General features: G+C 71.6%; 18 protein-coding genes. 11 read left to right on the top strand and 7 right to left on the bottom strand.

The annotated features are described in order from the left end of the window. Positions 1-106 precede the first annotated feature (106 nt). Genes B5D60_RS10265 through B5D60_RS10250 form a run of 4 tightly spaced genes read left to right on the top strand, consistent with a single transcriptional unit; the run spans position 107 to position 3,882 of the window. Entirely contained in the window at positions 107-1,186 is a 1,080-nt protein-coding gene (locus tag B5D60_RS10265; protein ID WP_078700071.1) for a sulfate ABC transporter substrate-binding protein, read from the top strand. After that, complete coding sequence (gene cysT, locus B5D60_RS10260) at positions 1,183-2,028, top strand: sulfate ABC transporter permease subunit CysT (RefSeq protein ID WP_078700070.1); 846 nt, start codon at positions 1,183-1,185, stop codon at positions 2,026-2,028. The genes B5D60_RS10265 and cysT overlap by 4 nt, the downstream gene beginning before the upstream one ends. Then, positions 2,021-2,851, top strand: coding sequence for a sulfate ABC transporter permease (locus tag B5D60_RS10255; protein WP_078700069.1), 831 nt, complete (start codon positions 2,021-2,023; stop codon positions 2,849-2,851). Before cysT ends, B5D60_RS10255 begins: the two co-directional genes overlap by 8 nt. A 14-nt stretch (positions 2,852-2,865) precedes the next feature. Further along, complete coding sequence (locus tag B5D60_RS10250) at positions 2,866-3,882, top strand: sulfate/molybdate ABC transporter ATP-binding protein (protein ID WP_078700068.1); 1,017 nt, start codon at positions 2,866-2,868, stop codon at positions 3,880-3,882. A gap of 130 nt (positions 3,883-4,012) precedes the next feature. Here the strand turns inward: B5D60_RS10250 and B5D60_RS10245 are convergent, their stop codons facing one another. After that, positions 4,013-5,215 (bottom strand): MFS transporter, encoded by a 1,203-nt coding sequence (locus tag B5D60_RS10245; RefSeq protein WP_231948708.1) that lies wholly within the window; start codon positions 5,213-5,215, stop codon positions 4,013-4,015. Between the two features lie 98 nt (positions 5,216-5,313). Between B5D60_RS10245 and B5D60_RS10240 the strand changes: the two genes are divergently transcribed. Genes B5D60_RS10240 through B5D60_RS10230 form a run of 3 tightly spaced genes read left to right on the top strand, consistent with a single transcriptional unit; the run spans position 5,314 to position 8,454 of the window. Beyond that, positions 5,314-5,889 (top strand): dihydrofolate reductase family protein, encoded by a 576-nt coding sequence (locus B5D60_RS10240; RefSeq protein WP_078700066.1) that lies wholly within the window; start codon positions 5,314-5,316, stop codon positions 5,887-5,889. 35 nt (positions 5,890-5,924) lie between these two features. Further along, entirely contained in the window at positions 5,925-7,400 is a 1,476-nt protein-coding gene (locus B5D60_RS10235; protein ID WP_078700065.1) for a gamma-glutamyltransferase, read from the top strand. A 4-nt stretch (positions 7,401-7,404) separates the two neighbouring features. Continuing rightward, positions 7,405-8,454, top strand: a complete 1,050-nt coding sequence (locus tag B5D60_RS10230; RefSeq protein ID WP_078700064.1) for a glycerophosphodiester phosphodiesterase family protein — start codon at positions 7,405-7,407, stop codon at positions 8,452-8,454. Here the strand turns inward: B5D60_RS10230 and B5D60_RS10225 are convergent. From B5D60_RS10225 to B5D60_RS10215, 3 genes are read right to left on the bottom strand one after another with little or no spacing between them, the layout of a single operon-like run. After that, positions 8,390-8,656, bottom strand: coding sequence for a PspC domain-containing protein (locus B5D60_RS10225; protein WP_078700063.1), 267 nt, complete (start codon positions 8,654-8,656; stop codon positions 8,390-8,392). The two genes, B5D60_RS10230 and B5D60_RS10225, sit on opposite strands and share 65 nt — an antisense overlap. Beyond that, complete coding sequence (locus tag B5D60_RS10220; protein WP_078700062.1) at positions 8,653-8,838, bottom strand: hypothetical protein; 186 nt, start codon at positions 8,836-8,838, stop codon at positions 8,653-8,655. Before B5D60_RS10220 ends, B5D60_RS10225 begins: the two co-directional genes overlap by 4 nt. After that, entirely contained in the window at positions 8,835-10,112 is a 1,278-nt protein-coding gene (locus B5D60_RS10215) for a PspC domain-containing protein (RefSeq protein ID WP_172806323.1), read from the bottom strand. The genes B5D60_RS10220 and B5D60_RS10215 overlap by 4 nt, the downstream gene beginning before the upstream one ends. A gap of 131 nt (positions 10,113-10,243) precedes the next feature. On the opposite strand from B5D60_RS10215, the gene B5D60_RS10210 reads away from it, so the two are divergent. Further along, positions 10,244-11,524, top strand: coding sequence for an ATP-binding protein (locus tag B5D60_RS10210; protein WP_078700060.1), 1,281 nt, complete (start codon positions 10,244-10,246; stop codon positions 11,522-11,524). Next, the gene (locus B5D60_RS10205; protein ID WP_078700059.1) at positions 11,521-12,165 is read left to right on the top strand and encodes a LuxR C-terminal-related transcriptional regulator; all 645 of its coding nucleotides are present in this window, start codon (positions 11,521-11,523) and stop codon (positions 12,163-12,165) included. Before B5D60_RS10210 ends, B5D60_RS10205 begins: the two co-directional genes overlap by 4 nt. Positions 12,166-12,274: 109 nt before the next feature. Here the strand turns inward: B5D60_RS10205 and B5D60_RS10200 are convergent, their stop codons facing one another. Together B5D60_RS10200 and B5D60_RS10195 are read right to left on the bottom strand one after the other, a co-directional pair. Continuing rightward, positions 12,275-13,465, bottom strand: a complete 1,191-nt coding sequence (locus B5D60_RS10200; RefSeq protein WP_078700058.1) for a N(5)-(carboxyethyl)ornithine synthase — start codon at positions 13,463-13,465, stop codon at positions 12,275-12,277. Positions 13,466-13,553: 88 nt separating this feature from the next. Further along, a complete protein-coding gene (locus B5D60_RS10195) occupies positions 13,554-15,689 on the bottom strand; it encodes a DUF4185 domain-containing protein (RefSeq protein WP_153302971.1) in 2,136 nt (711 codons plus the stop codon). Positions 15,690-15,781: 92 nt separating this feature from the next. Here B5D60_RS10195 and pcrA point away from each other — a divergent pair, with 92 nt between their 5' ends. Next, positions 15,782-18,115, top strand: a complete 2,334-nt coding sequence (gene pcrA / locus B5D60_RS10190) for a DNA helicase PcrA (protein ID WP_078700056.1) — start codon at positions 15,782-15,784, stop codon at positions 18,113-18,115. 12 nt (positions 18,116-18,127) lie between these two features. Here pcrA and B5D60_RS17070 read toward each other — a convergent pair whose 3' ends face one another. Next, complete coding sequence (locus tag B5D60_RS17070; RefSeq protein ID WP_197684299.1) at positions 18,128-19,180, bottom strand: M23 family metallopeptidase; 1,053 nt, start codon at positions 19,178-19,180, stop codon at positions 18,128-18,130. Between the two features lie 280 nt (positions 19,181-19,460). Between B5D60_RS17070 and sucC the strand changes: the two genes are divergently transcribed. Next, positions 19,461-20,624 carry an ADP-forming succinate--CoA ligase subunit beta gene (gene sucC / locus B5D60_RS10180; protein ID WP_078700055.1) on the top strand — a complete coding sequence of 388 codons (1,164 nt, stop codon included), beginning with the start codon at positions 19,461-19,463 and terminating at the stop codon, positions 20,622-20,624. Positions 20,625-20,631: the final 7 nt, after the last annotated feature.

The raw sequence follows: 20,631 nt of genomic DNA, 5'->3' as shown, positions 1-20,631 counted from the left end.
TTAATCAGTCCAGAATATGAACATGGTCCACAACAGCGCGCGTCTGACCTACGTTGACTGCTCGAGCCCCCCGCAACGAGCGGCGGACCGATCGAGAGGAACTCCCATGGCACATCGCTTGCGCCCCATCGCGGCCGCAGCCCTGCTGCTGACCGCTGCCACCGCCCTCACGGCCTGCGGTTCGGAGGCCGCCGAGAACGGCGAGCAGATCTCGATCGTCGGATTCGCCGTGCCGGAGGCCGCGAACAAGAACATCCAGAAGGAGTTCGTCAAGACCGACGCCGGCGAGGGCACGACCTTCAAGACGTCCTACGGCGCCTCGGGCGACCAGAGCCGCGCCGTGGTCGACGGGCTCGACGCCGACTACGTGCACCTCTCGGTGGCCACCGACGTCGACCGCCTGGTCGAGGCCGGCCTGGTCGACGAGGCCTGGGACGACGCCGACAACAAGGGCATCGTCTCGAACTCGATCGTGGTCCTGGGCGTCCGCGACGGGAACCCCAAGGACATCAAGGGCTGGGACGACCTGGTCAAGCCCGGAGTCGAGATCGTCACGGCCAACCCCGCGTCCTCGGGCGCCGCACGCTGGAACGCCCTCGCCGCGTGGGGCCACGTCACCGAGAACGGTGGCACCGAGGCCGAGGCCACCGAGTTCGTGAACGACCTCTTCGCGAACGTCGTCTCGCTGACCAACAGCGGCCGCGACGCCACCCAGAGCTTCCTCGGCGGCGCCGGTGACGTCCTGCTGGCCTACGAGAACGAAGCGATCCTGGCCGCCCAGAACGGCAACGGCTTCGAGTACGTCATCCCCGACACGACGTTGCTGATCGAGAACCCGGGCGCGATCCTGAAGGACTCCAGCAGCGTCTCGCAGGACTGGCTGGACTTCGTGCTCGGCAAGGAGGGCCAGCGCCAGTTCGCGCTGACCGGCTTCCGTCCGCTCAACCTCGAGAACCCCGGCACGCCCGACCTGGCCGCGGTCGACCTCGAGCCCGGCGACATCAAGGGCGCGCCCGACTCCTCCGATCCCTACCCGGCCGTGAACAACCTCCTCACGCTGGAGAAGAACTTCGGTGGTCCGGGCTGGGGCGAGGTCAAGGACAAGCTGTTCGGCGACGGCAAGGACGGCAAGCCCGTCGGCATCGTGACCGAGGCGATCGCGAAGTCGGGCAAGGCGGCCTCGTGACCTCTGCGGACGTCATCACGCGCGCTGGCCGGCCGGGTGCTCCCCGGCCGGCCGGCGCGCTGAACCGCGCGTCCGCCATCGGCCTGGGGGTGACCATGACGTGGTTCAGCCTCCTGGTGCTCATCCCCCTGTCGGCCGTCGTCGCCACCGCGGCCGGCGGTGGGATCGGCGCGTTCTGGGACGCCGTCACGAACGAGCAGACCGCCGACGCGATCCGGCTCACGGTCACCTCGGCCCTGCTCGTCACGCTCGTGAACGTGTTCGTGGGCACCGCCATCGCCTGGGTGCTGGTCCGCGACGACTTCCCCGGGAAGGCGCTGCTCGAGGTCCTCATCGACATCCCGTTCGCGCTTCCCACGATCGTGGCCGGCCTCGTGCTGCTCTCGCTCTACGGCAACGACGAGAGCCCGCTGGGGATCAACGTGGCCAACACCGAGGCCTCGGTGTTCCTGGCCTTCCTGTTCGTGACGCTGCCGTTCGTCGTCCGTACGGTCCAGCCGGTCCTGGAGGAGATCGACGTGGAGATCGAGGAGGCCGCGGCCTCGCTCGGGGCCAGCCGGTACACCACCTTCACGCGCATCATCCTGCCCACGCTGACGCCCGCGATCGCCGCCGGCGCCACGCTGTCGTTCGCCCGGGGCGTCGGCGAGTACGGCTCGCTCGTGCTGCTCTCGGGCAACCTGCCGTTCAAGTCCGAGGTCGCGTCCGTGCGCATCCTGGGCGCCATCGAGAACGACAACCCCGCGGCCGCGGCGTCCATCGCGACGCTGCTGCTGATCGTCTCGCTCACGGTGATCCTGCTCCTGGACCTCCTGCAGCGGAGGGTGGCCCGCCGTGGCTGACATCCAGCGCATCCGCCGGCGCAAGGGCCCGGTCACGTACGTCGTGCGGTTCGCCGTGATCGCCTATCTCTTCCTGCTGGTGGCGTGGCCCGTCTCGCTCGTCGTGACGAACACGTTCGAGAACGGCTTCGACGCCCTCAACACGGTCTTCGCCGACGCCGACACCGTCGCCGCCCTGCGGCTCACCGCGTTCGCGGCCGTCGTCGCCACGGGCATCAACACGATCTTCGGCGTCTCGATCTCCCTGCTGCTCGTCCGCAACGAGTTCCGCGGCAAGCGCCTGCTGGGCTCCTTCATCGACCTGCCTCTGGCGATCTCGCCGATCGTCGTGGGCCTGTCCCTCGTGCTGGTCTACGGCGGCCGAGGCGGCTGGTTCGGTCCCGGGCTGGAGAGCGCCGGCATCCAGATCATCTACGCAACGCCCGGCATCATCATGGCCACCGCGTTCGTCGCGCTGCCCCTGGTGGTGCGTGAGGTGGTCCCGGTCCTGGAGGAGATCGGCACCGAACAGGAGCAGGCCGCCCTCTCGCTCGGCGCGAGCAGCTGGCAGACCTTCTGGCGGGTGACCCTCCCGGGCATCAAGTGGGCCGTCATCTACGGCGTCGTGCTGACCCTGGCCCGCTCGCTCGGCGAGTTCGGCGCGGTCAAGGTCGTCTCGGGCAACATCCTCGGCGAGACGCGAACCGCCACGCTCGCCGTCGAGGAGAAGTACCTGAACTGGGAGCAGGAGACGGCCTACGCCATCGCCTTCCTGCTGGCCAGCGTCTCCGTCCTGTGCATCATCGTCGTGTCCCTCCTGCGTTCGCGCACCGAGCGGCACTGAAGCGAAAGGCCGCCATGAGCATCGAGATCTCGCAGGTGAACAAGAACTTCGGCGACTTCGTCGCACTGGAGGGCATCGACCTGTCCATCCCCACCGGGCAGCTGACCGCCCTGCTGGGACCCAGCGGCGGCGGCAAGTCCACCCTGCTGCGCATCATCGCCGGCCTCGAGGACGCCGACTCCGGTCGCGTCGAGATCGAGGGCGTCGACGCCACGCGGCTGCCGGCGCAGAAGCGCAACGTGGGCTTCGTGTTCCAGCACTACGCCGCGTTCAAGCACATGACCGTGGCGAGGAACATCGCGTTCGGCCTCGAGATCCGCAAGCGGCCCAAGGCCGAGATCGCCGCCAAGGTCGACGAGATGCTCGAGCTCGTGCACCTGGGCCAGTTCCGCGACCGGCTGCCCTCGCAGCTCTCGGGTGGCCAGCGCCAGCGCATGGCCCTGGCGCGCGCCCTGGCGATCGAGCCCACCGTGCTGCTGCTCGACGAGCCGTTCGGCGCGCTCGACGCGAAGGTCCGCAAGGAGCTGCGCGACTGGCTGCGCCGCCTGCACGACGAGGTGCACGTGACCACGGTCTTCGTCACCCACGACCAGGAGGAGGCCCTCGAGGTCGCCGACTCCATCGTGGTGATCAACGACGGCCGCATCGAGCAGGTGGGGTCGCCGGACGAGCTCTACGACGCGCCCGCCACCGACTTCGTGCTGAGCTTCCTCGGCCCGGTCACCCGGCTCGGCGACCTGCAGATCCGCCCCCACGACATCGAGGTCTCGGTGACGCCGCGCACGGACGCCGTGCGCGGCCGCATCACGCGCTGGACCCGCATCGGCTTCGAGGTCCGGCTGGACGTGACGCCCAGCGAGGGACAGCAGCCGCCCGTGCAGGTCACGGTGACCCGCGCGGAGGCCCGGACCCTCGGCCTGCAACACGGCGACGAAGTGTGGCTGAACCCCGCGGCGGGAGCGCAGGCGATCCGCGCCACGAACGACACGCTCCACCTCTCGACGGAGCCGCAACTCGGGGTTACAGTGTGACCCACGTCTCAGCTCGCTGAGCCGCGGATCTCCACGCCGTTCGCCGGGCACCGCCGGGCGACCGCACACTCCACGGGACGGTGGAGTACGAGGGCGGCCGGGCCACGGGCCCGGTCGCCCTCAACGTGCCTCAGGCGTGCACGGGGGTCCGCACCGGCGCGACCCTGAGCCCCACGAGGAACGCCACCAGTCCCGCGGCGGCGAGCGCGACGCCCACCAGCGCCGGGGCCGCATAGCCGGCACCCGCGGCGATCACGAGCCCGCCGAGCCAGGCGCCCAGGCCGTTCGCGATGTTGAGGCTGGCGTGGTTGAGCGCGGCGCCGAGCATCTGGGCGTCGCCCGCCGCGGACATCAGCCGGATCTGCAGGCCGATCGCGACGACGCTGCCGAGTGCACCGACGAGGAACACGCACAGCAGCGCCGCGGGCGCGAACGAGGCGAGCTCGTAGAAGGCCAGCAGCACGACGACCGTGGCGCCCAGCCCGCCGATGACCTGGCGGACGTTGTCCCAGTCGGCCAGGCGGCCGGCGATCCAGGTGCCGCTGACCGAGCCCAGGCCGAAGACCAGCAGGAACACCGGGATCACCGAGGACGGCAGGTCCACCACGTCGGTCACGATCGGTGCGATGTAGCTGTACATCGCGAAGATCCCGCCGAAGCCGACCACCCCGGTGGCGAAGGCGGCGATCACCGCGGGCTCGCGCAGGGCGCCGAGCTCGCTGCGGATCGTGGCCGAGGGGTCACCCGGAAGGTGCGGCACGAAGGCGAGCACGAGGAGCGCGGCGACCGCGGCGATGACCACGACCAGCGCATAGGCGGCCCGCCACGAGACCGCCTGTCCGAGCCACGTGCTGGCGGGGACGCCGGCCACCGTGGCCACGGAGAGGCCCATCATCACCATGCTCACGGCGCGCCCCCGCCGGCCGGCCGGCACGAGGGACGCGGCCACGAGCGACGCCACGCCGAAGTAGGCACCGTGGGGCAGCCCGGCGACGAAGCGGGCGAGCAGGACCGGGAGGTACCCGCTCGCGACGGCCGTGAGGGCGTTGCCCACGCCCAGGCCCGCCAGCAGCCACAGCAGCAGCGCGCGCTTCGGCATCCGCGCTGCGAGCGACACGATCAGGGGGGCGCCCACGACGACGCCGAGGGCGTACGCGGAGATGATGTGGCCGGTCGTGGGGATGTCGCGGTCGATGCTCTCGGCGACGTCGGGCAGCAGGCCCATCGTCACGAACTCGGTCGTGCCGATCGCGAAGCCGCCCAGGGCCAGGGCCAGCAGGGCCAGGCCGACGTGGCGGGCCCGGGCGGTCGGTTCGGTGCGTGTCGAGGTCACAGCAGGTACAAGGCACGCGTCGCCGCTTCGATTCCGTTCCGGTCGTGCGAGCCGGGTCACTGCTTGCCGCCGGCCGCTCGTTCGCGCGACCATCGGGTGTGACCCGCTTCGTCTTCAACACCGCCGCCACGCTCGACGGATTCCTCGCCGACACCGACCACAGCCTCAGCTGGCTCTTCGCCGTCGAGGGCGGCACCCCCGACGCTCCCGAGCACGCCGACCCGTTCGCCGCGTTCCTCGCCTCGATCGGCGTCACCGTGCTCGGCTCCTCGACGTACGAGTGGCTGCTCCGCGAGACCAGCGCGCTGGAGAAGCCCGAGGCGTGGCCCGATGCGATGTCGGGCAAGCCGGCCTTCCTGTTCACCTCGCGTGACCTGCCCGTGCCCGCCGGCGCCGACCTGACCGTCGTGTCGGGCGACGTCCGCGACCACCTCGACGCGATCCGCTCACGCGCCGGCGACCTCGACGTGTGGCTGATGGGTGGCGGCGACCTGGTGGGCCAGTTCGACGACGCGGGCGCCCTCGACGAGGTGCAGGTGAGCGTCGCGCCGGCCACCCTCGGCGCGGGACAGCCTCTCCTCCCCCGCCGGCTCGGACCCGACCGCCTCCACCTCACCGACGTCGACCGCCGCGGCCAGTTCGCCCACTTGACCTACGCCGTCGGGCGGGACTGACTGGAAACCTCGGGCCGCGCCCCTACGCTGAGCGAGTGACCAGCGTTGCGATCGCCGCCCCGAACACCGCCGCGGCGGAGGCGGGCGAGGCGATCGTCCGGGCCGGGGGCAACGCGATCGACGCCGCACTGGCGGCCGCGTTCGTCGCGATGGTGAACGAGGTCGGCCTCGTGTCGGCCAGCGCCGGCGGGTTCCTGACGATCCAGCCGCCCGACGGCTCGGCGCCCGTGACGATCGACGGCTGGATGGACACCCCCGGGCGCGGCTGCCCCGACCGGTTCGGGCAGGGCACGTGGGACGTCGTCACCGACTACGGCGGCGGCGTCACGATCACCGTCGGGCCCGGCTCGGTGGCCACGCACGGCGCGATCGCAGCCTTCGGCGAGGCTCACCGCCGCTGGGGCCACCTGCCCTGGTCCGAGCTGCTCGCCCCGGCGATCGACGTGGCCCGCGGCGGGTTCCGGCTCAGCGCCGCCTCCCGCTACTACCTCTCCTACGTGCACGACACGATCTTCGGGTGGGACGACGCGAGCCGCGCCGCCGTGCACGACGCCCAGGGTCGCGTCGCCGAAGACCACCTCGTCGTGCCGCATCTCGCCGACTCGTTCGAGCGCATCGCGCGCCACGGCCCGCAGGAGCTCTACACCGGCGAGCTCGGGCATGCGGTCGCCGAGGACGTGCTCGCCCGCGGCGGCATCCTCGGCCCCGACGACCTCGCGGCCTACGCGCCCGTCGTGCGCCCCGCACTGACCGCGCGCATGGAGGGCTGGACCCTGGGCACCAACCCGCCTCCGGCCGTGGGCGGCGTGAGCGTGGCCGCGATGCTGCGCCTCATGGCGGGGCACGGCCTGACCGACACCGAGCACCTCCTCCGCGTCCAGCGCCGGGTGCTGGGTGAGCGGCTGCGGACCTTCGACCACACCGACGACCTCGACCGCGACGCTGCGGCGTTCCTCGACCTGATCGACCGCGACGGCATCGCCGCACTCGAGTCCGGATCGACAGCCCATGTCTCCACCGCCGACGCCGAGGGCACGGCCTGCTCGGTGACGATCTCGTCGGGCTACAGCTCGGGAATGATCGCCCGCGAGACCGGGATCTGGCTCAACAACTGCCTCGGCGAGCAGGAGCTGAACCCGCGAGGCCTGCACGGCCTGCCGCCCGGCTCGCGCCTGCTGTCGAACATGGCTCCCACCGTCGGGCGTCACGTCGACGGAGGCGTCCTGTCCATCGGCTCGCCCGGCGCCGACCGCATCACGACCGCGATCGTGCAGGCGCTGACCGGGCTCGTCGAGGACGGCCTGACCCTCCAGGAGGCCATCGACCACCCCCGCCTGCACGTGCACCGGGCCGGCACGGAGGACGAGGAGATCAAGGTCGAGGACCCCGACCACCTGTCGATGTACTTCGGCGGTGTCTCGGGTGCCATGTCCACCGCCGAGGGCACGCTCGTCGCGGCGGCGGACCCGCGTCGCGACGGTGCCACCCGGGTCGTCGGTCGCCTACGCTGACCCGATGACCGCCTCGCTCGTCGCAGAGCCCGTCGTCATCGCCCACCGCGGGGTCCCCGGATCGCGCCTCGAGCACACCCGGCCCTCCTACCTGCTCGGGATCGAGCAGGGCGCCGACTACATCGAGCCCGACGTGGTGGCCACGAAGGACGGCGCCCTGGTCGTCCGCCACGAGAACGAGATCGGCGGCACCACCGATGTCGCGGGCCGCGCCGAGTTCGCGCACCTGCGGACGACCAAGTTCATCGACGGGATGCCGCTGACCGGCTGGTTCGCGGAGGACTTCACGCTCGAGGAGATCAAGACCCTGCGCACGCGTGAGCGCCTCCCCCGGCTGCGCCCGCAGAACCTGCCCCTCCAGGGCACCGAGCCGGTCCTGACCCTCGACGAGGTCATCGACATCGCCGAGGCGGAGAACGCGCGCCGCGGCCCGGACGCGGAGCCGATCGGGGTCTACGTCGAGACCAAGCACCCGACGTACTTCCGGTCGATCGGGCTGGACCTCAACGACCGGCTCCTGGAGGTGCTCGACCGGCGCGGGCTCAACCGCGAGGGCGCGAAGGTCGTCATCCAGTCGATGGAGACGGCGAACCTCAGGGCCCTGCGCGACCGGACGCCCCTGCCGCTCGTGCAGCTCATGGAGCGACTCGGTGCCCCCTACGACCTCGCGTCCACGTACGACCCGCGCGACTACGCAGCCCTGACCGCCCCGGCCGAGCTCGCGAGGATCGCGGAGTACGCCCAGGGCATCGGCCCGAACAAGAGCCTCGTCATCGCGCGGGCCCGTGACCACACCCTGCTCGACGCGACCGGCCTCGTGCGCGATGCCCACGAGGCCGGCCTGTTCGTCCACATCTGGACGATGCGCAACGAGAACAACTTCCTGCCCCGGCAGATGCGCACCGGCGGGGACAAGGCCGACCCCGGCGACGCGACGGCCGAGCTGCTGGCCTTCTACGCCGCCGGGGTCGACGGGGTGTTCTCGGACTTCACTGCGACGGCGGTGGCGGCGCGGGCGGCCCATCTGTCGTCGGCGGGCCCCACACCTGGCTGACCTGCGCCTGCGGCATCAGCAGCCACGCGGCGAGGTAGACCAGGAGCGTCGTGCCGATGCCGACCACGATCAGCACCACGGTGATGATGCGGATCAGCGTGGCGTCGACGCCGGTGTACTCGGCCAGCCCGCCGCACACGCCGCCGAGCCACTTGTCGGTGGTGCTGCGGGTGAGCTTCTTGGGTCCGGGGGTGGGGTTCATGACTTCCTCCTGAGGGTCAGGGCGATGCCGGCGATTCCGGCGACGATGAGGGTGACGAGTCCGGCGACGGCCAGGCCGTCGGCGCTCGCCAGGTCGTAGTGGAGCAGCGCCCACCCCACGAGAGAGAGGGTGAACAGGACGCCGAAGACCAGCGCGTCCCAGCGCATCGGATGGGTGTTCATCGACGGACCACCTGGATCTCGCCCGCCGTGCCGTTGATCACGATGCGATAGGCCCCGGGGGCGTCGGAGGGCCTGTCGAGTGAGGGGTTCTGCCCGTCGGCGACGCGGTCGAAGACCTCGATGCGTCCTCCGGCGGAGAGCCGGGTCTCGACCGCGACGTCCAGGCCCTCGGGCACCACCACGAGGGTCTCGCCGACGCCGTTCTCGATCTCGAGCGTCCGCCCGGTGAGCGTCTGCGGGTCCTGGATGGAGGTCAGGTCCACCTGGACCCGGCCGAAGCCCTGCTCGATGGGCTCGGCGATCGCGGCGGCCGTGGTGGGCCGCAGGTCGATGTCACCGGCCGAGAGGTTGGGTGCCACGGAGGCGACCGCCAGGACGGGGATCAGCAGCACGCCGAGCGGCACGAGAGCCCCCGGGTGGCCGATCCTCGTGCCGACGAACAGGCCGGCGGCGACGATGCCCAGCGCGACGGCCGGGTAGATCGCGGCGTCGAGCGGCTCCTGGACGATCGACCAGAGGCCGAGGGCGCCCATCGCGGCGATGATCGCCGACAGGGTCAGGAGCAGGAGCGCCGGCGACCAGCGCTGGCGGGGGCGGGCGGGCGGCATCACCGGGGTGGGCGGGGGGCCCGGGGGCTGCCCGGGAGGGCCCGGCTCGTGCAGCACGGCCGTGTGCTCGGCCGTGTGCTCGCCGGTGTCCGACGCGTCGGGCATGAGGGGGGTGGTCATCTCGTCGTCTCCTGTCAGGGACGTGGTGGTCGCCTCGCCGGAGGCGGCGAAGGCCTCGGCGGACGGTCCCGGCTGGTAGGGCGGGGGCGGTGCGAACTGCGGCGGGGACCCTTGGTGTCGTGACCGGGTCACGAGCCGCCACACGAGGACGGCGATGGCCACCGGGACGGCGAGCCACACCAGGGTCCACACCGGCCACCAGAACCAGCCGCCGAAGCCCCATGCGGTGTCGCCGAGGACCGCGGCGAGCGCGATGATGCCGGCGACGATCAGTCCGATGGACCGCAGCTGCGAGTCGGACTTCAGGTCGAAGGCCTCGCCCAGCACGCTGCGCTCGGAGCCCTCGGCGGGGATGAGCAGCCAGCAGGCTCCGTAGAGGATCGGTCCGGCGAAGCCGGCGACGGTCAGGACCACGAAGCCGATCCGCACGATGACGGGGTCGATGTTGAGGGCTCGCGCGACGCCGCCCGAGATGCCGCCGAGCAGCTTGTCGCCGGTGGAGCGCCGCAGCGCGTCCAGCTGGGAGCCGGAGGTGGGAGAACTCATGGCACCAGCCTGCCGACCGGCGGCGCCGCGCACCATCGGGTGATCCCCTGGTCCGTCCCCGAGACGGCTCGCCGGCGGACCGGGGTCGCACCTGATGGCGTCCACGCGCGCCCGCGTGTGAGGGTGGGGTCATGACGACCGCCGCCTCCGACGCTGCCGGCACCGGCCGTCGCGCGGGCGACGGCTATCGCCGGGCGTACCGCCCCGCGGACGCGCGCATCGTGGCTGGCGTCAGCGCGGGCCTGGCCGAGCACCTCGGCCTGCCCGTGGTGTGGGTGCGCGTCGGCTTCGTCGTGGCGACGTTCGTCCACGGCACGGGCCTGCTGGCCTACCTCCTGCTGTGGTGGTTCCTGCCCCTGCAGGCGCCGGTGGACGACTCCCCCGGCCTGGCCTCGGCCCGGCGACGCGGACTCCGCGGTGCGTCGGGCGGCCCGTCACGACGCGAGGTCGTCCAGAGCGTCGCGATCGGGGCGATCGGTCTCGGCGCCCTCGGGCTGATGGCACTGGCCGGCGGCTGGCTCCAGGGCTGGATGCTGCCGCTGCTGCTGGTCGTCACCGGCGTGGCGCTGGTGTGGCGGATCTTCGACGACGCGACCTGGAACTCCTGGCTGCGCCAGACGCGCGGGCCGGCGTTCGCGGTCCGCCTTCTCGTGGGCGTGTCGCTCATCGGCCTGGGCGCCATCTACGTCCTCACCGTCAACCGTGGCTGGTCGGCCGCCGTCGACTTCGCCGCCGCGCTGGCGATCGCCGTGGTCGGCCTCGTGCTGATCCTCGGACCCTGGATCCTCGGCCTCTGGACCGACCTCGGCGAGGAGCGACGCGAGCGGATCCGCTCGCAGGAGCGCGCCGACGTCGCCGCCCACCTGCACGACTCCGTGCTGCAGACCCTGGCCCTGCTGCAAAAGAACGCCGACGACCCGGCCGCGGTCGCCACCCTCGCGCGCCGGCAGGAGCGCGAGCTGCGCGACTGGCTCTACGGACGCCAGGACGAGACCGCCACGTTCGCCACCGCCCTGCGCGACCTCGCCGCCGAGGTCGAGGCGAACCACCGCGTCCCGGTCGAGGTCGTCACGGTGGGCGACGCGCTCCCCGACGAGGGCCTGCGGGCCCTGCTCGCCGCCACCGGGGAGGCGGTCGTCAACGCCGCCAAGCACTCGGGCGCCGACCGCGTCGACGTCTACGCCGAGCGCGTCACCGCGGAGCACGGCGACCGCATCGAGGTCTTCGTCCGCGACCGCGGCACGGGCTTCGACCCGGCCGCGGTGCCCGACGACCGGCTCGGCGTGCGCGGCTCGATCATCGGCCGCGCCGAGCGCCACGGTGGCACCGCACGCGTCCGCAGCACCCCCGAGACCGGCACCGAGGTCGCCCTGACCATGCCGGTCTCGAACGGCGACAAGGAGAAGTCATGAGTGTCCTGACCGTGCTGGTCGTCGACGACCACGCGATGTTCCGCACCGGAGTCCGTGCCGAGCTGGAGCGGCTCGGCAGCGGCCGCGTGGAGGTGGTCGGCGAGGCCGAGGACGTCGACACGGCGGTCGCCGCCATCTCCGCCCTGCGCCCCGACGTGGTCCTGCTCGACGTGCACCTGCCGGGGGGCGGCGGCCCGGAGGTCATCCGGCGCGCGGGCGCGACCGTGACCTTCCTGGCGCTCTCCGTCAGCGACGCCGCCGAGGACGTCATCGGGGTCATCCGCGCCGGCGCCCGCGGCTACGTCACCAAGAACATCTCGGCACCGGAGCTGCTCGACGCGATCGAGCGGGTGGCCGGCGGCGACGCCGTGTTCAGCCCGCGCCTCGCCGGCTTCGTGCTCGACGCGTTCGCCGGGACCATCGCCGTGGCCCAGGTCGACGAGGACCTCGACCGGCTCACCGAGCGTGAGCGCGAGGTCATGCGCCTCATCGCGCGCGGCTACGCCTACAAGGAGGTCGCGAAGGAGCTGTTCATCTCCGTCAAGACCGTCGAGACCCACGTCTCCAGCGTCCTGCGCAAGCTTCAGCTCTCGAGCCGCCACGAGCTCACCCGCTGGGCCAACGACCGCCGGCTGATCTGACCTGCGTCGCGCCCCCTCGCCACTTTTGGAAACGGTTTCACCTCGATCGTCTCGAGTGGCGTGAATCCGTTTCCAAAAGTGGGGAGGGGCCGGGTCTTCCGGGCCCCGCTCAGCCAGCCAGCGCCGGGTGCGGGTAAGCCTCGGCGCGCTGCTGGAATGACAGGATCGCCGGGTTCACCACGACGCCGTCGCGGATCTCGATCGCCCGGGAGACGACCGTCGTGGCGTCCCAGCCGGCGGGGCCCTCCATGACCGTCTCGAGGTGGGGCAGCAGCGCCGCGCTGATCTCCCACGTCGCGGAGTCCCACAACAGCGAGGGGCTGTGGTCGACGGCGTAGTACAGGACGTTGTCGCCCACCGTGAACGTCGGCTCGTCGAACGTGGTGGGCCTGGCCCAGCTGAAGCCCATCGCCTCGTCGCACGACACGTCGACCACGATCGTGCCGGCCGCGATCGAGGCGAGATCACCCTCGCCGAGGAAGGTCAGCGGCGCGTCGGGGTTCTGCAGGACGCAGTTCACGATGACGTCGTTGTCGGCCAGGAACTCGGCCACCGGCACCATGCCGTCCGGCGTCTGGGCCCAGAGGTCCTCGGGGTCGTCGCCCTCGCCCCCGCGCTCGAGCTGCACGATCTGCGTGCCGTGGATCGGCGAGCCGACGGCGGCGACGTCACGGTGGGTGAGCACGTGGACCTCGCTGATGCCGTGCGCGTTGAGGGCCGTGACGGCGCCACGCGCCGTGGCACCGAAGCCGATGACGGTGGCCTTCATCCGGCGCCCGTAGTCGCCCGTGCGGCCGGCGAGCTGCAGCGCGTGCAGCACCGAGCAGTACCCGGCCAGCTCGTTGTTCTTGTGGAAGACGTGCAGCGCGAACCGGCCGTCCTCGGTCCAGTGGTTCATGGCCTCGAAGGCGATGAGCGTCAGGCGACGGTCGATCGCCACCTGCGTCAGAGCGGCGTCCTGCACGCAGTGCGGCCAGCCCCAGACGGTCTGCCCCTCGCGCATCTGCGCCAGGTCCTCGGCCTGGACCTTGGGCAGCACGATGACGTCGCAGCCGGCGATCAGCTCCTCACGGGAGGCGATCCGCCCGACGAGGGGCGCCAGCTCGGCGTCCGTGACCCCGAAGTCCTTCCCGTACCCCTGCTCGAGCTGGACGAACGGGCGCAGCTCCGGCGCGATGTCCTCGAGGTGTCGCGGGTGGACCGGCAGCCGGTGCTCGTTCTCCTTGCGGGACTGGGCCAGGAGACCGATGAGGAGGGGCGTGGAGGACGTGCGGGGCGATGCGGCGGCCGACTCGGCCATAGGGATTCCCTTGCTGGGGGACCTGAGAGGTCCCGACCCCTCACGGTAAGCCCTGCGCGAGGGGCCCGAGACCACGCGACCTCCCGGGTCAGGGCAGGTCGATCCTCAGGAACTCGGGGCGGTAGAGGCTCGGGTCGGCCTGGACGTCGCCGTCCGTCGTGTTGCGGCTGACCGAGACCACCATCGTGCCCTCCTGCGGGAACAGCTCGGGGTGCGCGAGCGGCATGTAGCGCAGCTCGGACGCGGTCGACGGGATCTTCGCGACCGGCGGCGCGGCCGTGAAGGGGCCGGTGGGGCCGGGGGCCGTCCACACCACCAGGTCCGTGCCGACGAAGTCCGCTCGCTTGCTCAGCGCGTACCAGCGCTTGCCCTCGCGGAAGACCGAGAACGTCTGGGAGACGCCGTCGTCCTGGTCGATGACCTTGGCGGCGCGGTCGGCATCGCGCTGCCACCGCTTGCCGTCCCAGTACCTCCACTTCGACTGGTCGGTGACGTCCACCAGCTTCGCGCGGGCCACGGACACCGCCCAGCCGAACCCGGCGTCGCTCGTTCGGCTCGTGCCGTAGAGGTAGACGGAGTCGCCCACGACCGTCGCGGCGGCGCCCCACACCGGACGCGCGGTGTCGGGGTCGTCCTTCCCCAGGTCGACCACACGCTGCAGCACGGGCGCGCGACCCGGCTCGACCCGGAAGATCGCGACGGCGGGCCCCAGGTTCTGGAAGCCGAACAGGTCGTCGCCCGTCTGCTTCACGCGCTGCGCCATGACGCCCACCAGGTCGCGACCCAGGTCGACCGCGGCGACCGACATGGGCCAGTAGCCGACCCCGTCGGCACGGTCGGGGATCACGGCGCTGCGGTCCCGCCGCTGCACCATCCCGACGCACGTGTCGTCGAAGAGCAGCATCGAGTTGCGCACCATCGTCTGGATGGCGTAGTCCGGCCGCCGGATCGTGTCACCGAACACGAACAGCCCTCGACCGTCGGCGAGCTGGGTGCTGGCGCCGACGTCGCCGCCCACGAATCCCTCGACGTCACTGACCGTCTCGATCCGCTGGTTGAGCTCCTCGACGTCCTTCGGAGGGCTGGTCTTCTTGCACGTCACGGTCACCGGCGGGTCGAGGTCGGTGGTGGTGAAGGCGGGCAGCGCGGGAGTCACGACGAGGAGGCCGGTCATCACGAGCGCGCCCACCGTGGCCACGACGGGGTGCCGGCGCAGCGACGGATGGAGATCCTTCAGCGCCCGTCGAGGCTCCACCGCCGTGGCTGCGACGCTGGTGGCCGTCAGCCCGATCAGGGCCCACAGCGCCATCATCACCAGGACCCGCTCGACACCCTCGCCGTCGAAGTAGGCCAGGCCGCGGACCGCCCAGGTCGCCGCCCCCGGTGGCAGCCAGGCCAGCAGCATGGGCCACACGACCGGCATCGGGGTCAGCGGCCAGGCGCCGATCGCGCCGGGGATCCCGAGCACCAGGCCGACGACGGCGAGCCCGAGCCCCAGCCGCCCGAACCAGGCGATGAGTGCCAGGGTCACCGACCCGACCCCCAGCACGACCATCGCACCGAGGGCCGCCAGCGCGAGGAACGGCGCGTCGAGCCGGCGCACGACGAACTCGCTCAGGAACGCGCCGCCGAGGCCGGCCACGACCGCGCCGGCCGCCAAGCCGGCGAACCTCAGCACGACGAGGGACGCCGAGGCCGACCTGGCCCCGAACACGAGCCCGAGCAGGGCGGCGAAGGCCACGCCGAGGATGGCCCACGCGATGCCGAGCCGGAACGGCCCGACACCCTGGGGATCGCGCTCCGCCGTGGCGATCCTGTCCTCCACCTTCACGCTCTGCCCGCTGGCGGCCAGGATGCTCGAGACGACCTCGCGGACCTTCGCGGCCTCGGCCGTGCCGTCGGCACTGGCCACCCACAGGACGTGCTCGTCCTTCTTCCCCATCACCACGACGCCGCTCACGGAACGCTTCGCCAGGCTCTTCTGCGCCGCCTCCTCGGACGGGCTGACCCGAGCGGCGACCTCGTGCTCGCTCGGCCCGTTGAGGGCGTCGCGCATCGTCGAGGCGTCGGGACTCGGGCCGACGACCGCGACCGGGATCTCGCGGGGGGCGGCCTGGGTCAGGCCGGGCAGGTCGGACGCGGGGTCGAGCCACACCAGCACCGCGGTGAGGAGCATCGCGACGACGAACCCCGCCGCCGTCAGCCCCACTCCGCGCTGGCGCATGTCGTTCACCGTAGCGGGGCGTCCGGAGCCCTCGTGGTCACCCGCCTCTGGCCGCCGGGCTGTCGGGGATCGCGACTACGCTGGATCCTGCGATGACCCTGCCATTCCCCGTGCCCTCCGCCCGCCCGAACCCTCCCGGCCCGGCCGATGCCGACGCACCTCCGGCGAAGCGCCGCACGGCGCGGTCCGACGAGCTGCTCGAAGGACTCAACGACGCCCAGCGCGCCGCCGTGTCGCACACCGGTGGGCCCCTCCTGGTGGTCGCCGGCGCCGGCTCGGGCAAGACCCGCGTGCTCACCCGCCGGATCGCGTGGCTGATCGCCGCCCGCGGCGCCCACCCCGGCTCGATCCTGGCGATCACCTTCACCAACAAGGCCGCGGCCGAGATGCGTGAGCGGGTGGCCGAGCTCGTGGGCGGGCGCGCCCGGATGATGTGGGTCTCCACGTTCCACTCCGCGTGCGTGCGGATCCTGCGCCGCGAGGCCGACAAGTTCAGCTACACGTCCTCGTTCAGCATCTACGACGCCGCCGACTCGCGCCGCCTGATGACCCTCGTCGTCAAGGACCTCGACCTGGACCCCAAGAAGGTCAACCCGCGCGCCGTCCTCAACTGGGTGTCGAACCACAAGAACGAGCTGGTCGACCACGAGGAGGCCGGGCGCCGCGCCTCCAACGGCACCGACGAGACCTACGCGCAGTGCTACGCGGAGTACCAGCGCCGGCTCCGAGCGGCGAACGCCATGGACTTCGACGACATCATCATGAACACCGTCCACCTCTTCCAGGCGTTCCCCGACGTCCGCGACACCTACCGCCGCCGGTTCCGCCACGTGCTCGTCGACGAGTACCAGGACACGAACCACGCCCAGTACACGTTGATCAAGGAGCTGTGCGACGAGGAGTCCGACCTCATGGTCGTGGGCGACTCCGACCAGTCGATCTACGCCTTCCGCGGCGCCACGATCCGCAACATCCTCGAGTTCGAGGACGACTACCCCGACGCCGACACCGTGCTGCTGGAGCAGAACTACCGCTCCACCCAGAACATCCTGGCCGCGGCCAACGGGGTGATCTCGCGCAATCCCGGCCGCCAGGACAAGAAGCTGTGGTCCGCCGAGGGCGACGGCGAGATGCTGGTCGGCTACGTCGGCGACGACGAGCGCGACGAGGCACAGTTCATCGCCGACGAGATCGACCGACTCTCCGACGCCGGCATCGCCGCCGCCCGCGACGTGGCGGTCTTCTACCGCACCAACGCGCAGAGCCGTGTCTTCGAGGAGGTGTTCATCCGCGTCGGGCTGCCCTACCGCGTCGTCGGCGGCGTCCGCTTCTACGAGCGCAAGGAGGTCAAGGACGCCCTGGCCTACGTGCGCGTCCTGGTGAACCCCCGCGACGCTGTCTCGATGCGCCGGGTGCTCAACGAGCCCAAGCGCGGCATCGGCGATCGCGCCGAGGGCGCGCTCGAGCGGTTCGCGTCCCGCCACGACGTCAGCTTCTGGGAGGCCATGACCCGCGTCGACGAGATCGACGAGCTGGCCACCCGCTCCCGCTCGGCCGTCTCCGCGTTCGCGACGACGATGTCCGAGCTGATGGAGCTCGCCGCCTCGGGTGCCCCGGCCGACGCGGTGCTGGAGGCCGCCCTGACGAAGTCGGGCTATCTCACCGTCCTCGAGAACAGCACCGATCCGCAGGACGAGACCCGCGTGGAGAACCTGGCCGAGCTGGTCGCGGTCGCGCGCGAGTTCGTCGCCTCGGCCGCCACCCTCGAGGAGGGCGAGGAGCCCGACCCCGACGTCACCCTGGCCGCGGGGTCGCTCGACGCGTTCCTCGAGCAGGTGGCGCTCGTGGCCGACGCCGACTCGCTGCCCGACGCCGAGGACGGCGTGGTCACCCTGATGACCCTGCACACGGCCAAGGGCCTGGAGTTCCCGGTGGTGTTCCTCACCGGACTCGAGGACGGCGTGTTCCCGCACCTGCGGTCGCTCGGCGACCCGGCCGAGCTGCAGGAGGAGCGCCGGCTGGCGTACGTCGGCATCACCCGCGCGCGCGAGCGGCTCTACCTCACCCGCGCCACCGTGCGCTCGGCGTGGGGCGCCCCGTCGTACAACCCGGCATCGCGGTTCCTCGACGAGATCCCGGCGACCCTGATCGACTGGAAGCGCGAGGCCAGCGCGCCCACCGAGTGGGTGCCGCGCACGCCTGCCGCGTCGTTCCGCTCGTCCACGGTGGCCGCCCGCTCGAAGAGGAAGACCTCGGGCGAGGTCGTGTCGCTGGCGCCCGGCGATCGGGTCACGCACGACAGCTTCGGCCTGGGCACGGTCGTCACCGTGGAGGGCACGGGCCAGAACTCGGTCGCCAGCGTCGACTTCGGCTCAGCCGGGGTCAAGCGGCTGCTGCTGCGCTACGCGCCGCTGGAGAAGCTCTGATCCGAAGGGCGATCAGGGGGTGACGCCGTGCGCGACGAGCGCCGCGTACGGGTCGGCCGGGCCGCCGCCGCCGGGGTGCACCTCGAGGTGCAGGTGCGGGCCGGTCACGTTGCCGGTGGAGCCGGTGGCGCCGATGACGTCACCCGGCGCGACCTGCTGGCCGACGCTGACCGAGACCGAGCTCTGGTGGCAGTACCAGACCTCGGTGCCGTCGGCGAGGGTGATGATCGTGCGGTTGCCGTAGGCGCCCTCGTAGCCGGTCGAGGTGACCGTGCCGGCCGCCATCGAGACGATCGTCGAGCCCGACGGGCCGGCGAAGTCGAGACCGGTGTGACGGCCGCTGCTCCAGTAGCCGCCGCCCTGGCCGAAGCGCGCCGTGAGGCGGTAGCCGACCACGGGGATGACCCACTGGTTGCGGATGATCTCGTCCTTGCGCTTCTCGGCGGCCTTCTCGTAGCCCGCCTTCTGCTGCGCGAGAGCCTTCTGGACCTGCTGGGCCTGCATCGGCTTCTGGATCGCGAGCTCGCGGTCGTAGCTGCGGGAGACGTCCACCGCGTTGGTGGCGTTCGCCCCGACGTAGTTCTTGGCCAGGGCCGCGTCGGCACCGGCGAGCAGGCCGGGCGAGGTGACGCTGATCGAGCCGACGGCCGCGATCACGACGGCGGCGACACCGGCGAGGAGCCGGGTGCGGCCGGTGGCGGCGGCGGCGCGGCGCGCACGACGCGCGCCGGGGATGCGGCCCTCGGGGATGGAGCCGATCGCGGGGAACACGATCGTGTCCTCGGCCGGCACGGTGGCCACGGGCTCGGGCAGCGCGGTGGCGGGCTCGGCGGCGACGGGGGCGTGCGCGTGGCGGGAGCCGGCCACCGGGGTGGGCTGCTTCGCGCGTCGGCCGACGCTGTAGGTCTGGGTGGTCGACTGAGGGCTGAGCGCCTTCATGACGACGGTCGAGTCGGAGTCCTGCTCGACGGGGCGCGAGGCGCGCCGCGAGCCGACGGTCCGGGGTGCTTCGTTGGCATCCGGGGTCGACCGACCGCTCGCTCGGGAGCGATCGAATTCGGCCATGCGTTGAGCCTCCGGGGGTCAGGCAAACGGACTCGCCGAGTCTAGGGGACTCCTGCGGCCAGATTCCAACCCTTTGACGAAGTGACCCACGGTTCGGACACGGATACCAGAGGAAAGTCGAGGCCGCACGTCCACGAAATGAGACAGTGTTTCAACTCACGTTTACAAACCCACGGCGAAACGCGCGGTTAACGGCAGGTAGAGTCGCGAGGGCTTCGGCGACGTCGCGTCCACGGCGCCCGCCGAACCACAGCGAATCCCACCATTAAAGGACGTCACCGTGGATCTGATGGAGTATCAGGCGAAGGAACTCTTCGCCAAGCACAACGTTGCGACGACCCTCGGCACCGTGGTCACCACGGCCGAGGAGGCCAAGGCCGCCGCCGAGCAGATCGGTGGCGTCACCGTCATCAAGGCGCAGGTCAAGGCCGGAGGCCGCGGCAAGGCCGGCGGCGTCAAGATCGCCAAGACCGCCGACGAGGCCTTCGAGCACGCCTCGAACATCCTCGGCATGGAGATCAAGGGCCTCACGGTCAACCGCGTGCTCGTCACGCCGGCCACGCCCCCCGTCGAGGAGTACTACTTCTCGTTCCTGCTCGACCGCGCGAACCGCAGCTACCTCTGCATCGCCAGCGTCGAGGGCGGCGTCGAGATCGAGGAGGTCGCCAAGACCAACCCCGAGGCCGTGCGCCAGATCCCCGTGGACGCCGGCACCGGCGTCGACGAGGCCAAGGCCCGCGAGATCGTCGCCGACGCCAAGTTCCCGGCCGAGCTGGCCGAGCAGGCCGTCGAGATGATCCAGTCCCTGTGGAAGGTCTTCGTCGAAGAGGACGCCACGCTGGTCGAGGTCAACCCCTTGGCGCGCCTGGAGGGCGACAAGCTGGAGGCCCTCGACGGCAAGGTCTCGCTCGACGAGAACGCCGACTTCCGCCACCCCGAGCACGAGGCGTTCGTGGACAACGACGCCACCGACGCGCTCGAGGTCAAGGCCAAGTCCAAGGGCCTGAACTACGTCAAGCTCGACGGCCAGGTCGGCATCATCGGCAACGGCGCCGGGCTCGTCATGAGCACGCTCGACGTCGTCGCGTACGCCGGCGAGGCCCACGGCGGCGTCAAGCCGGCCAACTTCCTGGACATCGGCGGCGGCGCCTCGGCGCAGGTCATGGCCGACGGTCTGGACGTCATCCTTCACGACGAGCAGGTCAAGAGCGTGTTCGTGAACGTCTTCGGCGGCATCACCTCGTGTGACGCGGTCGCGAACGGCATCAAGGGCGCGCTGGAGATCCTCGGCGACGAGGCCAAGAAGCCGCTCGTCGTGCGCCTGGACGGCAACAAGGTCGAGGAGGGCCGGGCGATCCTGAACGAACTGAACCACCCGCTGGTCACCCTCGTCGACACCATGGACGGTGCCGCCGACAAGGCCGCCGAGCTCGCGAACGCATAAGGACGAA

Source organism: Aeromicrobium choanae (assembly GCF_900167475.1).
GTDB lineage: Bacteria > Actinomycetota > Actinomycetes > Propionibacteriales > Nocardioidaceae > Aeromicrobium > Aeromicrobium choanae.
This window is presented reverse-complemented; position numbering and strand designations above follow the sequence as displayed.